Annotated in this window: 13 protein-coding genes; 9 read left to right on the plus strand and 4 right to left on the minus strand. The window is 73.5% G+C overall.

What is annotated here, in order from left to right; all coding sequences use genetic code 11:
* Positions 1 to 227: 227 nt before the first annotated feature.
* The 7 genes from AB0K00_RS52530 to AB0K00_RS52560 all read left to right on the plus strand — a co-directional run bounded on the left by AB0K00_RS52530 (position 228) and on the right by AB0K00_RS52560 (position 6,249).
* The gene (locus AB0K00_RS52530; RefSeq protein WP_363538387.1) at positions 228 to 641 is read left to right on the plus strand and encodes a hypothetical protein; all 414 of its coding nucleotides are present in this window, start codon (positions 228 to 230) and stop codon (positions 639 to 641) included.
* Positions 642 to 736: 95 nt separating this feature from the next.
* Positions 737 to 1,795 (plus strand): Gfo/Idh/MocA family oxidoreductase, encoded by a 1,059-nt coding sequence (locus AB0K00_RS52535; protein ID WP_363538388.1) that lies wholly within the window; start codon positions 737 to 739, stop codon positions 1,793 to 1,795.
* Positions 1,796 to 1,846: 51 nt separating this feature from the next.
* Positions 1,847 to 2,389, plus strand: coding sequence for a hypothetical protein (locus AB0K00_RS52540; RefSeq protein ID WP_363538389.1), 543 nt, complete (start codon positions 1,847 to 1,849; stop codon positions 2,387 to 2,389).
* Positions 2,390 to 2,475: 86 nt separating this feature from the next.
* Positions 2,476 to 2,859, plus strand: coding sequence for a Rid family detoxifying hydrolase (locus AB0K00_RS52545; protein ID WP_363538390.1), 384 nt, complete (start codon positions 2,476 to 2,478; stop codon positions 2,857 to 2,859).
* Between the two features lie 60 nt (positions 2,860 to 2,919).
* Positions 2,920 to 3,813, plus strand: coding sequence for a helix-turn-helix transcriptional regulator (locus AB0K00_RS52550; protein ID WP_363538391.1), 894 nt, complete (start codon positions 2,920 to 2,922; stop codon positions 3,811 to 3,813).
* Between the two features lie 75 nt (positions 3,814 to 3,888).
* Positions 3,889 to 4,785 (plus strand): MBL fold metallo-hydrolase, encoded by an 897-nt coding sequence (locus AB0K00_RS52555; RefSeq protein ID WP_363538392.1) that lies wholly within the window; start codon positions 3,889 to 3,891, stop codon positions 4,783 to 4,785.
* Positions 4,786 to 4,794: 9 nt separating this feature from the next.
* Positions 4,795 to 6,249, plus strand: a complete 1,455-nt coding sequence (locus AB0K00_RS52560; protein ID WP_363538393.1) for a carboxylesterase family protein — start codon at positions 4,795 to 4,797, stop codon at positions 6,247 to 6,249.
* A 4-nt stretch (positions 6,250 to 6,253) separates the two neighbouring features.
* Here the strand turns inward: AB0K00_RS52560 and AB0K00_RS52565 are convergent, their stop codons facing one another.
* Positions 6,254 to 7,012 (minus strand): phosphatase PAP2 family protein, encoded by a 759-nt coding sequence (locus tag AB0K00_RS52565; RefSeq protein ID WP_363538394.1) that lies wholly within the window; start codon positions 7,010 to 7,012, stop codon positions 6,254 to 6,256.
* Between the two features lie 98 nt (positions 7,013 to 7,110).
* A complete protein-coding gene (locus tag AB0K00_RS52570) occupies positions 7,111 to 7,788 on the minus strand; it encodes a macro domain-containing protein (protein ID WP_363538395.1) in 678 nt (225 codons plus the stop codon).
* A gap of 158 nt (positions 7,789 to 7,946) precedes the next feature.
* On the opposite strand from AB0K00_RS52570, the gene AB0K00_RS52575 reads away from it, so the two are divergent.
* Complete coding sequence (locus AB0K00_RS52575; RefSeq protein ID WP_363538396.1) at positions 7,947 to 9,563, plus strand: ADP-ribosyltransferase domain-containing protein; 1,617 nt, start codon at positions 7,947 to 7,949, stop codon at positions 9,561 to 9,563.
* 422 nt (positions 9,564 to 9,985) lie between these two features.
* On the opposite strand, the gene AB0K00_RS52580 is transcribed toward AB0K00_RS52575, so the two are convergent.
* Both AB0K00_RS52580 and AB0K00_RS52585 read right to left on the minus strand, forming a co-directional pair.
* Positions 9,986 to 10,759, minus strand: a complete 774-nt coding sequence (locus AB0K00_RS52580; RefSeq protein ID WP_363538397.1) for a hypothetical protein — start codon at positions 10,757 to 10,759, stop codon at positions 9,986 to 9,988.
* Positions 10,760 to 10,837: 78 nt separating this feature from the next.
* A complete protein-coding gene (locus tag AB0K00_RS52585; RefSeq protein ID WP_363538398.1) occupies positions 10,838 to 11,392 on the minus strand; it encodes a DUF6636 domain-containing protein in 555 nt (184 codons plus the stop codon).
* Positions 11,393 to 11,564: 172 nt separating this feature from the next.
* On the opposite strand from AB0K00_RS52585, the gene AB0K00_RS52590 reads away from it, so the two are divergent.
* Positions 11,565 to 12,722 carry a DUF4253 domain-containing protein gene (locus tag AB0K00_RS52590; protein ID WP_363538399.1) on the plus strand — a complete coding sequence of 386 codons (1,158 nt, stop codon included), beginning with the start codon at positions 11,565 to 11,567 and terminating at the stop codon, positions 12,720 to 12,722.
* Positions 12,723 to 12,750: the final 28 nt, after the last annotated feature.

A 12,750-nucleotide genomic window follows, 5' to 3' on the forward strand; every position in this document is an offset into this window, starting at 1 on the left:
CTAGCCCGGCTGGCGGCGCCACGCTCAGCCCGGCTGGCGGCGCCACGCTCAGCCCGGCCGGCGGCGCCACGTCTGTGCCGGGCGGTAGTGCTCCGGCCCGGTTGGATGGCGTTCAGGGTCGTGGTGGCGCGGCTGGGCCGGGTGGCGCCTCGGGTGGCGGTGGTGTTGCCGCTGGGTCGGGTGGTGGTGCTGCGGGTGGGGCCGGCGGTGGAGGTGCTGCGGGTGGGTTGGGCGGTGTTGTGGCTGGGGTCGGCGAGGAGATCGAGGCTGGGCTCGGGGCCGGCGTGGTGGGGCGGACGACCGACGGGCGGCGGCTGTTCCTGCTCGACCGGCGCGGCTGGGTGCGGGCCGGTGCGGAGGACGGCGGCAGGATCCGTGAGGTCATCCGGCCGGTGCCGGGTGGCGGACGGATCGTGGTCGAGCTCGACCCGGGGGTCTTCGCCGGGTGGCCCGACGGCGCAGGCAAGCAGACCGTGACCGCCGTCCGCGTCGAGACCGACCCCGCCGGTGGGCACCCGCCACCGGTGGCGGGTCAAGCACCTGCCGGGCCGGGACCGGGAGACAGCAGGGCCGGGACCGTGGTGGTCGACCCTGTCACGTTCTCCGAGACGGTCCGCGACCTGCTCGAGCTGGTGACATGACCGATCACCCCGTGATCACAGCGATCGAGCCGCGGCAGGCGGGGAATGTGGTGGCCGAGGGGTGTGGGGTAGTTGGGTAGGGAAGACTGCACAGCATGAGCGACACCTCCCTGCGCGTCGGACTGGTCGGTTACGGCACGGCCGGCTCGGCGTTTCACGCACCGCTGATCAGCACCACGCCCGGCCTGCGGCTGAGCGCGATCGTCACCGCCAACCCGGAGCGCCGCCGGGTCGCCGCCGAGGCGCACCCGGGCGCCACGATGCTCGGCACGGCCGAGGAGATGTGGGCGTCGGCGGGGGACCTGGATGTGGTGGTCGTGGCATCGCCGAACCGGACGCACGCGCCGCTCGCGCGGGCGGCCCTCGAGGCGGGGCTGCCGGTGGTCGTGGACAAGCCGCTGACGGCGACCGCCGCCGAGGGCGAGGCGCTGGTGCGGCTGGCGGCGGAGCGGGGGCTGCTGCTCAGCGTGTACCAGAACCGGCGCTGGGACGGCGACTTCCTCACCGCCCGGCGGCTCGTGGAGGAGGGCACGCTGGGGCGGGTGCTGCGGTTCGAGTCGCGGTTCGAGCGGTGGCGGCCGGTGCCGAAGGGCGGCTGGCGGGAGAGCGACGACCCCGCCGACGCCGGTGGGCTCCTGTACGACCTCGGCAGTCACCTCGTCGACCAGGCGCTGCAGCTGCTGGGGCCGGCGACGGAGGTGTACGCGGAGGCCGACAGCCGCCGCGACGGGATCCAGGTCGACGACGACGTGTTCGTGGCGCTGCGGCACGACGGCGACGCCCGTTCCCACCTGTGGATGAGTGCCCTGGCGGCGGCCGCTGGGCCGCGGCTGCGGGTGCTCGGCGACCGGGCGGCGTACACGAAACACGGCATGGACGTGCAGGAGGACGCGTTGAGGGCGGGCCGGCTGCCCACCGAGGCCGGCTGGGGCGAGGACGACCCGGCGCGGTACGGCGTGCTGACCGTCGACGGCAAGGACGAGGCGGTGCGCACCGAACCCGGTGCGTACCAGCGGTTCTACAGCGGCCTCGTGCTCGCGCTGCGCGACGGTGCGCCGCCGCCGGTCGACCCGGCCGGCTCGGTCGCGACCCTGGCCGTGCTGGAGGCCGCCCGGCGCTCTGCCGAGACCCGCCAGGTGGTCACCCTCAGCTGAGCGGAAGCGGGAAGCGGGAACCGGACGGCGGCCGGCGACGTCGGTACTGACGTGAGAAAGCTGCTGACGGTGCTGCTGCTGGGCGCGCTGAGCGGGTGCGCCGGACCAGGCGGGGCGAGCGGGGCAGGCGCCCCGGACGGGCTCGCCGGCGGGCCCGCGCCGCTGCGTGGCTTCGGGGTCGACGTCGACCAGGCGGTGGCGCCGCGGGTGCCGCTGGTGCACCTGCGGGTCTGCGGCGACTGGGGCTGCCACGAGCAGGACGTGCCGCTGCTCATCTCCGGGCCGGTGAGCGCCATGCCCTGCCCGACCGGGACGGACGCACCCGACACGGCGTGCGGCGCCGTGCAGCTGCCCGGCCCGGGACCCGGGCACGGGTACGCGCCGGTGCCACAGCTGACCGCGGACCCCGTCACGGTGACGGTCACCACCCCGCCGGGCGCGCCGCTGGCGATCACCGCCGAGCTCCAGGTGCGCCCGTCGATCGTGTGCCCCGGCGGCGGCGCCCGGCCCACCGCCGCCGCGCCGTGTACGGGTGGTGCGCCGCAGGCGGGGCTGCGCATCGGCGCCGACGGCACCGTCAGCCAGTCCCGCTGACCCGCCGACGGCACCGTCAGCCAGTCCCGCTGACCCGCCGTCGTCGCCTACATTCGGCAGATGGCCGCAACCAGAGAGGTCCAACGATGACGCGTCAGGCAGTCTCGACCGACGCCGCGCCGCCCGCGATCGGGCCGTACAGCCAGGCGATCGTCGCCGGCGGTTTCGTGTTCTGCTCCGGCACCGCCGGGATCGACCCCGCGACCGGGGTCGCGCCGGACGGGATCGAGGAGCAGACCGAGCAGGCGCTGCGCAACCTCGGCGCCGTCCTCGCCGCCGCCGGCGCGTCCCTCGCCGACCTGGTGAAGACGACCATCTTCTACGCCAACGTCGAGGACTTCGCCGCCATCAACGCCGTGTACGCACGGTTCATGCCGGACCCGCCGCCGGCCCGCTCGGCGCCCGCGAACGTCAAGCTGCCACGGAACCTGCTCATCTCCATCGAGGGCATCGCCGTCCTGCCCGGGTAGCCGCTGCCTATCCCCGGCAAGGTGTGGTTGCGGCCCGGCGGCCCGCCAATACTGGGTGCCATGGACGCGAAACGCCGGCTCGGAGAGTTCCTGCAGACCCGCCGCTCACAGCTGCGGCCGCAGGACGCCGGCGTGGTCACCTACGGTGAGCGCCGGCGGGTGCCGGGGTTGCGCCGGGAGGAGCTGGCGCTGCTCGCCGGGGTGAGCGCGTCGTACTACTCGCGCCTGGAGCAGGGGCACTCGACGAACGCCTCGGTCGAGGTCCTCGACGCGATCGCCGGGGCGCTGCGCCTCGACGACGCCGAACGCCGGCACCTGCACGAACTGGCGGCCGGGACCCGGCAGCGGACCCGGCCGCGCCGGCCGGCGCCGGAGGTGGTGACGGCCGAGACGCGGCAGCTCGTCGCCGCGCTCGGTGACGTGCCCGCAGTGCTGCTCGGCCGGCGTTCCGACGTCCTGGCGTGGAACCGCACCGGCCACGCCCTGTTCGCCGGCCACCTCGACCCCGCGGCGCCGGACCGGCCGCGGGGCAGGCCGAACATGGCCCGGCTGGTGTTCCTCGACGCGCACACCGCCGACCTGTACGCCGACTGGCCCCGCAAGGCCAGGGCGGTCGTCGCGACGCTGCGGATGGTGTCGGGGCGGCACCCGGACGACCCGTTGCTCGCCGCGCTGATCGGTGAGCTGTCCGTGGCCAGCAAGGACTTCGCGACGATGTGGGCCGACCACCGGGTCAAGGCCGGCGGCGCGGCCGCCTACGAGATGCGCCACCCGCTCGTCGGCGCGGTCACCGTCACGCAGCAGACCCTGCGCACCGAGCAGGACCAGCACCTCGTCGTCGCCACCACCGAGCCGGGCTCGGCGTCGCAGGCGGCGCTGACCCTGCTCGCGCACAGCACCGCGACCGGCGCATCCGCGGGGGCAACGGCGTACCAGATGCACCAACGCGACTGACAGAACGCAGCGGAACAGGGGCGCCTTTCGAAAGGCGCCGGCTGCCGCCTGCCCGAAAACAACCCAGGAGCAACCGTGAACGAGATCAAACTCGGTGATGTCACCGTCACCCGGGTCGAGGAGATGCACGGCCCGATCATGCCGGCGAGCGCGTTCTTCCCGGACCTGCCGGAGCAGGCCTGGCAGGAGCACCGGGACCAGCTCGTCCCCGACCACCTCGGCGCCGACGACGACATGGTGCACGTCGCCATGCAGACGTGGCTGCTGCGCAGCGACGGCCGGACCATCCTCGTCGACACCGGCGTCGGCAACGACAAAACCCGCCCGGCGGTGCCGGTGTGGGACCACCTGCGGCTGGACTACCTGGACCGGCTCGCCGCCGCCGGGGTGCGCCCCGAGGACGTCGACCTGGTCGTCAACACGCACCTGCACGTCGACCACGTCGGCTGGAACACCCGTCTCGTCGACGGGGCGTGGGTGCCGACGTTCCCGAACGCGACGTACCTCATGCCGCGCGCGGACTTCCACCACTGGGACCCGGCGAACAACCCGGGCATCGCCGGCGGGGTCAACGAGCACGTGTTCGAGGACAGCGTAGCGCCGGTGCACGCCGCCGGGCAGGTGCAGCTGTGGGAGGACGGGCACACCATCGACGCCGCGCTGCGCCTGGAGGCCGCGCCGGGGCACACCCCCGGCTCGAGTGTGCTGATTCTGCGCTCCGGTACCGATCGGGCGCTGTTCGCCGGGGACCTCATCCATACGCCGCTGCAGGTGTCGCACCCGGATCACGACAGCTGCTTCTGCGAGGACCCGGGGCAGGCCCGCGCGACCCGCCGCCGGCTGCTCGGCTGGGCCGCGGACACCGGTGCCCTCGTCCTGCCCGCGCACCTGTCCGGGCACAGCGCCCTGGAGGTCGAGCACCGCGCCGGATCGTTCGGGATCAAACAATGGGGACCGTTTCCGCGGTACTGAGGAGCTCCGGTGATTGTGACGACAACTTCCGGTGCCGTGCGTGGCCGGGCGAGCGGCGGCGGCACCGTGTTCCTCGGGGTGCCGTACGCCGCCGCGCCCACCGGCCGGGATCGCTTCACCGCGCCCCGGCCGCACGCCGGCTGGACCGGGATTCGCGACGCGACCGCACCCGGGCCGACCGCGCCGCAGCCGGCCCGTGACGTGTTCGGCAGCCTCGACATGGCGCCGTACTTCGGCCCGGGCTGGCGCCCGGGTGCGGACTACCTCACCGTCGACGTGTGGGCGCCCACCCGTGGGGACCGGCCCGCGCCGGTGCTGGTCTTCGTCCACGGCGGTGGCTTCGCCGCCGGGTCGAGCCTGGCGCCTCTGTACGACGGCGCCGCCTTCGCCCGCGACGGCGTGCTCCTCGTCACCGTCAACTACCGCCTGGGTGTGGCGGGGTTCCTGCACCTGCCCGACGCGCCGGACAACCGGGGACTGCTCGACGTCCTCGCCGCGCTGCGGTGGGTCGCGGCCAACGCGGCGGCCTTCGGCGGCGACCCGGGCGCGGTCACCCTCGCCGGGCAGTCGGCGGGCGCCACGATCGTCGGCGGCGTCCTTGCCGACCCGCGCTCCGCGGGGCTGGTGCGCCGTGCGGTCATGCAGAGCGGCGCCGGCACGTTCACCGTTGCGCAGGGGGCGATCGTCGCCGGCGCGACCGGGCGGGAGCTGGGTGTACCCCCGACCGCCGACGCGCTCGCGGGAGTGTCCGACGAGCGTCTGGTCGCGGTGGTGCCCCGCCTCGCGGGCCTGGACCTGCGCACCCCGGCCGGGCCGGACCCGCTCGGCGGCATCACCCCGTTCGGCCTGGTCCTGCCGGAGCCACCGGCGGTGACCGTGGCGGGGGGCGCGGCCCGCGACGTCGACCTGCTCATCGGCGCCAACGCCGACGAGGGCGCCCTGTACCTCGCCCCGCTCGGCCTGCTCGCCGCCACCACCGACGCGGATGTGCTGGCCACCGCGGCCCGCTTCCATGACCGCCCCGACGACGTGGTCGCGGCGTACCGCGCGGCCCGGCCCGGCGCGACGCCGGCGCGGCTGCGGACCGCGATCCTCGGCGACGGGCTCTTCGGCATCCCCACCCGCCGGATGGCCGCCGCGCACGCCGGGGCCGGGGGAGCGACGTTCGGCTACCGGTTCACCTGGCGGTCCGGGGCACTGGAGGGGCAGCTCGGCGCCTCCCACGTCATGGAGCTGCCGTTCGTCTTCGACACCGCCGGCCTCGCGGCGCTGCACGGGCCGCGGGCGTTGCTCGGTGCCGGTGACGTACCCGCGGACCTGGCCGGCCGCACGCACGCCGCGTGGGTGCGGTTCGTCGCGACCGGCGACCCGGGCTGGCCGGCGCAGGGGCCCGGCGGCCGCGGCGTGCAGGAGATCGGGGGCACCTGGCGGTTCGTGGCCGACCCGGTGGAGACGGGGGCGTGAACGCTCAGCTCCGCACCGGCGCCGTCCTCCGCTGCCGTGGCACGCTTCCCGTGTCGGCTTTGGCTTTGGTGTCGGTGTCGGTGTCGGCTTTGGTGTCGGCTTCGGCGTGGTCGAGGATGCCGCGGGCCATGATGTACAGGCAGGCCGCCCCGTTGAGGAACGACGCGACGACGTCGCTGGGGTGGTGCATGCCCCGGTACATCCGGGTCGTGGCCACCCCGAGCGGGATCAGCACCAGCAGCGCCCACCACGCGGCCCGGGTCCAGGGCCGGACGGCGGCGCGGGCCAGCAGCAGCGCCAGTCCACAGTAGAGCGCCACCGCGGCCGACGTGTGCCCCGACGGGAAGCTCGACGTCGGCAGCGACCCGTCCATGCGCTCCACCTCGGGCCGCTGCCGGTCGATGGCGAGGGTCGTGAACAGGAAGACGACCGCCTGGGCGCTCACCGTCGCGATCAGGAACAGTGGCTCCCGCCAGCGGCGCAGGACGACGGCGAGGACGATCGCCGACAGCGCTGTGACCGCGATGATCGCCGGGGTACTGGCGATGGTGCTGAACACGAGCGACACGTCGTTGCGCCCACCGGAGCGGTGCGCCGCCAGCCCGCGGTTCACGCCGTCCTCGACGGTCAGCGGCCACACCCCCGGCAGCACCCTCGTCACCAGGAGCCCGAGGCCGACCAGCACGCCGTACAGGACCAGCACGGGTGCGACGACACGGACGGCGGCATGCCGCAGGACGGTGGTGAGCGTGGCGAGGTGCATGACAGCCGTCATACCCGGCGGCGGCGGGTTCAGAACAGGGGGTTCCACCCGCCGCCGCCCGGGCGGCGTCCTGCGGGCCGCCCGGGCACCTGCCGCGGTCAGCGGCGGGGTTCGTTGCGCGTCGGCGGCGCGATGCGGACCCGCTCGTGCTCCGGGCGGCGCTCGATGTCGTCGAGCTGCGCGCAGACCGTCGTGCGCAGCTCGTCGTAGTCGCGGAACGTGTAGTCGTTGAACAGCGTGTAACCGGCCCACATCAGGTTGGCGCACACCTGCGGCGGCACCTTGCCCGTCGCCGCGCCCATGCCGACGAGCGCGACCGACGTGATGCTGCCCGGCGCGACCGCGTTCTGCAGGTGGATCGCCTGGAACGCGGCGGCGCAGGCGAGGGCCACGTTGAGCGTCTCGCGCACGTTCTGCACCGACTGGGTCATCGTCGGGGTCGAGATGAGGAACGTCGGGTTGGCGGCGCCGGACGGCACGCACACGGCGCTGCCGATCGGCAGCGACCCGGCGAACCCGTCCCGGATCGCCCGCTGCACCCGCAGCTGGATGCCGGCGCCGAGGTGCCGCTTGATGACGGCGTCGACCCCGCCGTCCATCCGGCCCTGCGAGTTGGTCGGGCTGACCCAGGCGTCGACGCGCTGGTCCAGGATCGAACCCTTGACGATCGTGACCTCCGCGGTGTCGGCGAACGCCGACTGCCACGCCTGGACCACCTTGGCGTTGACGTCGCTCAGCACGACCCTGAGCTGCGGCTGCGTTGCACGTTCGGGCATGGCTCACTCCGATGTGGACGAAGGGCGGTTGCGGGCGAGCACGAAGATACCGGGGCCGTTCCAGCCGAAAAAATGTCGGAGGTCGGTGTTAATCTCCGGGCGCCTTCGGGGCCTGCGCGGCCCCCGGCCTTCATCACCGTGCCGACCCGGGAGCCACGATGAGCGACACCAACCCCTCGCCCGACGACCTGCTTGCCCTCGCCGAGCTGTTCAGCGGCGGCGGCGAGCCGTGGCTGCCGCTGCTGAAGCCGGTCATCGAAGCGCAGCCGGCCGCGGCCTCGTTCATCGGCCCCGGCCGCAGCCCGCGGGTCGTGCCCGTGCGGGAGCTGACGTTCCAGGCGCTCAAGCCCAACCCGCCGCACAAGTGGAAGGTCGTCGTCTTCGGGCAGAACCCTTATCCACGGCCGGAGAGCGCCACCGGCATCGCCATGTTCGACAACACCTTCCACGACTGGGACGACAGCCAGTTCGGCAAGGTCATCTCCATCCGCTGCATCATCAAGGCCGCGGCGATGTGGAAGCACGGCATCCCGAAGAAGACCCCCATCGCCGACATCCGCAAGCTGCTCCGGCAGCACGACACGGTGCAGCCGCCCGAGTGGTTCCAGGCGATGCTCACCCAGGGCGTGCTGCTGCTCAACGCGGCGCTCACCGCCAGCAGCGACGGCGCCATGGCCACCGACCAGCACACCGCGTTCTGGCGGCCGGTCGTCGAGCGGCTCGTCGAGGAGATCCTCAAGGCCAAGCAGCACGCCACCGACGAGCAGGACCGCAGCGTCGTGTTCGCGTGGTGGGGCGCGCACGCCCGCAGCCTCAAGAGCGTCGTGCAGCGCCTGGAGAAGCGGTATCCCGGCGTGCGGGTCCGGCACATCGACCACGCCAACCCCGCGGCGCAGGGCGACATCTTCTGCGACAACGAGCACTTCGCCGCCGTCAACGAGGCCCTCGACGCCCTCGGCGCCGACGAGATCGACTGGCTGCCCAGCAAGGGCTGGAACACGCTGCCCGCGCAGGACGGCCGCACCGACGCCGACACCGCCGACCGCATGGCCGCGTTCATCGCCTCCACCATGGAGCTGCACCAGCTGTATCTGGAACGCCTCGCCAGCGTCAAGGACGAGGGCCTCGCCCTGCCCGCCATCACCGGCGTGTTCGACACCCCGCTCATGGACTTCCGCGAGGCCGTCGCCCCCGCCGCCAAGCTCCTGTCCGGCCTCGACTGGCACGTCGAGCAGTCACACCAGTTCGGCACGGGCCGCGCCGCCGGCACCGACGCCGAGACCGGCGGCCTGTCCGCCGACGAGGTCGCCGCGCTCTACCTGTATACCTGCGAGTCGGCCTTCTACCGGCAGATCAACGCCAGCCTCCGCAGCCCCGACCGCACCCGGATCGTGCCCTACCTGCCCTACCTGCGGCTGCTGTTCTCCGCCGTGTCGCGGCTGCCCGCCCGCCGCGAGCCGCTGTGGCGCGGCGTGTCGTTGGACCTGCGGTCCCAGTATCCGGCCGGCCAGACCGTCACCTGGTGGGGCGTCTCGTCCTGCACGTCGAAGCTCAGCGTCGCCGAGGCCTTCCTCGGCCGCCGCGGCAAGCGGACCCTCTTCGAGGTGCACCCGGTGCGGGCCGTCGGCATCCGCCGCTTCTCCGCGTTCACCGGCGAGGAGGAGTTCATCCTGACCCCGGGCACACAACTCGAGGTGACCGACGTGAAGACCGAGCGCGGCGGCCTGTGCACGGTCCGGCTGACCGAGCTCGCCGAGCAACACCAGGTCACCTGACCGACGCCAGCTACCCCGCCCGGCGCCGGCTGCGCTGAGCGCGCCGGCTGCGCTGAGCGCGCCGGGTGTGCCGCGCGGGCCCCCGGCTGTGCTGCGCGGTGTCGGGCGCGTTGGCGGCGCGGGGTGTGCTGCGCGGGGCCGGGCGTGGCGGCCGGTGCACGGTGAGGTGACCGACCTCGCCGAGCAGGAGCGGGTCACCTGAGCGGCGCCAGGTCTGTTGCGCGGCGTCGGGCGTGGCGGCCTGTGCACGGTGAGGCTGACCGTCTTCGTCGAGCAGCAGCAGGTGACCTGAGCGCCGCCGGGTGTGGTGCGCGGCGCGTGGCCGCCCGCGGTCCGGCCTATGGCTTGGGCCGCGGTGCGGTCGTGGGCCAGGCCGGGGTGGGGCTGGGCTGCCGTTCAGGCTGTCTGTCCGGTGCCAGCAGTCATGCCGACGCCGGTCCGGTTGCGTTGGCCGTGGCAGGTGGGTCCGCGCCGGGGGACGCTGACCCGATGGCGGCCGGTGGGTCATATCCGTCGCCTCCTGGATCGGGATATCCCCGTAGGCACTGCATTTGCTTTTCGTAGACGTCGCCGATCGTGTCGGTGGCCTGAATTCTGACGTCCACGGACCTCAGGCGCCTGGCTGCCTGCCGGCTGAACGCGAGCAGCTCAATTCCTTCGCTGCTCTTCGCGGTCAACGGAATTACCGCACCGGGGGCCAAATGGAAGACGAAGATGTCCCTCGGCCGGTTGAGTCCCGCCGATTCGATTGCCCCGATGAAACTGTGCCAGTCCATCCAGGAATGCGGTGCCGGATGCTGGCCCGGCTGTTCGTCGGCCAGTTCGAGGCGGTACGCGATCGATTTGACGATCGCACGTCCCCCGCCCGCGTTGTAAATTCTGATGGTGCGGACCGGGTCGGTGAGGTCGTCACTGCCTTTCGGGCGCGTCGCCCAGCTGATCACGGGCATGTGCACCTGACCGTATTGCCTCCTGGTCACCAGAAGGCCCGCGATCAGGGCGGCGAGGGTCGCGCACGTCGAAGGATCCAGGACGGTCGCCCGCCAGGGCCATTCGCTCTTCAGGTGTGCGTCGACGTTTGCCCGTGTCACCTCCCAGGCGAGATCTACGAAAAGGACGACGAGGGCCACTTTCAACGCGGTGATCGAGAATGGAGTTCCGGAGACCCTTCGCTGCACCCAACGATCGACATCCATCAGGCCTCCGTATGATCCACGCCGACTGCGACGTCAGCGCATCAATGGGCGGCAACCGCGGAGGAATCGTCCGGAGGGTCAGAAGATGGTGTAGTTCTCCTTGGAGACGGTGAATCCGTGTTTCGTCGTGACGCTTTCGCAGCGCAGGTTCGCCTGGGTGCTGGTGCACACGATGGCGCCGACGCGGATCGCGTGGTTGTAGGCGAGGACCTTGGAGTCCTGCATATATGCGCTGTCGCCGGCGCAGACCAGGCCCGCATCGCCGTCCCCGTCGAGGTCGAGGTTGCTGCCCCAGTCGAGGTCACAGTCGGCCGGCCTCGCCGGTGGGGTCCATGTCTTGGTCATGATGGTGCAGCGCACACTGTTGGCAAAGATGCCGCAGCCGATGTTCCCGGACGGCGTGCGGAGCATCAGGACGTCCTTGGTCTGGCTCGTCTCGGTGACGATGACGGCCGCGGACGCCGTGGACAGCGCGGACGTCGACGACGGCGCTGACGGCGCTGACGGCGCTGACGGCGCGGGTGAGGGCAGGGAAGCCCCAGTGCCGGCCTTCGACGACGAGTCGCACGCGGCCGTCGCGAGCGCGACGGCCGTGAGGAGCAGCGGGATGGCGGCGAGCTTGCGGTGGCGCATGTGCGAAGGGCTCCTTCGGGGCAGGTTCGCGACACCCTACGACGCCGCCCCGCCTTCCGTCCGCCCCGTCACCGCCCGTTGCCCGCCACCGCCCGTCATCTCCGTCACCGCTCGTCGCGGCCCGCCGTGGCACGGCGGGGTGGGCGCCGTCGGATGCGTAGGATGCGCGGGCGTGAGCGCGCAACCGGAGCCGGCCGGGCTGCGGCCGGGCGACGATCCCGCCGCGCTGGTGCCCGGGCACGCCGTGCTGGTGCCCGGACCCGCTGGCGGGTTGCCGGACACACCGCTGCCGGTTGGTCGGTTCGTGGCCGCGTGGGGTGTGACGCGGACCGGTGCGGCACCGTCCACGGCCGGTCCGGCGTGCTGGGTGTCCGACGGGCCGGTGACGGCGGAGTTGTGGGGCCGGCTGCGTGCCGCGCATGCGCGGTCCGGACTGTGGCCGCTGCTCGTGTTCGACGGCGTCGGTGACCTGGCGTTCGGCTGGTGCCCCGAGGACGGGACGGCCGTCGACCGGCTCGACCCGGCCACACTGCTGCAGGAGTGGTGGGCGGGCTTCGGCGACGGGCTGCTCACCCGCGAGGAACGCCAGGTGCTCGGCCTGCGCACGCGGTGGTGGCAGGACTGGCGGCTCCTGCCTGCTGAATGGCCAGGGACCGCCGAGGCCGGCACGCCCGTCACCGACCCCGACCGCCTCGCCGACGCGACCGCCGCCCGTCTGGTCACCGCGACCGCCGACCACCGGCCCGGCGCCGACCACCGGCCCGGCGCCGACCTCGGCAGCGTGCCGCCCGTCGACCTCGTCAACGCGTCCGCCGACCCCACCGATGCGCCCGCTGACCCGGCCGCCAGCGTCGCCGACCCGCCCGCCGACCTCGCCAACGCGTCCGCCGGCCCCACCGATGCGCCCGCCGACCCGCCCACCGATGCGCCCGCCGGCCTCACTGGCTCGCCCGCCGCGGCGGGTGGCGGGGCGGCGGTCGGGCTCGCGCTCGTGGCGTGTGCGCGCGGCGCCGACGCCCTTGCCGTCGCCGGCTGGTGCCCCACCGACGGCGACCCCTACTTCCCCGCGGCAATCGCGGCCGTCGTGCGCAGCTGGGAGGACCGGTACGCGGCCAGGGTGATCGGTGTGGGCCGTGGCAGCCTGCTGCTGAGCGTGGCGGCGCCGCCGGTGACCCTTGAGCACGCGGCGCGGGTCGCGGCGGAGCACGTCGCGTTCTGCCCCGAGGCCGAGCCGCCCGCCGGCTTCGTGGAGGACGTCGACGAGGCGTCGTTCGTGCGGTACGCCGGATTCCTCGTCGGGCAGCGGCTCTGGCGCTTCTGGTGGGACTGACCGCCCGCCGACAACCCGGCGGATGGAA

Origin of the sequence: Dactylosporangium sp. NPDC049525 (assembly GCF_040676755.1) — a bacterium.
Classification (GTDB): Bacteria; Actinomycetota; Actinomycetes; order Mycobacteriales; family Micromonosporaceae; genus Dactylosporangium.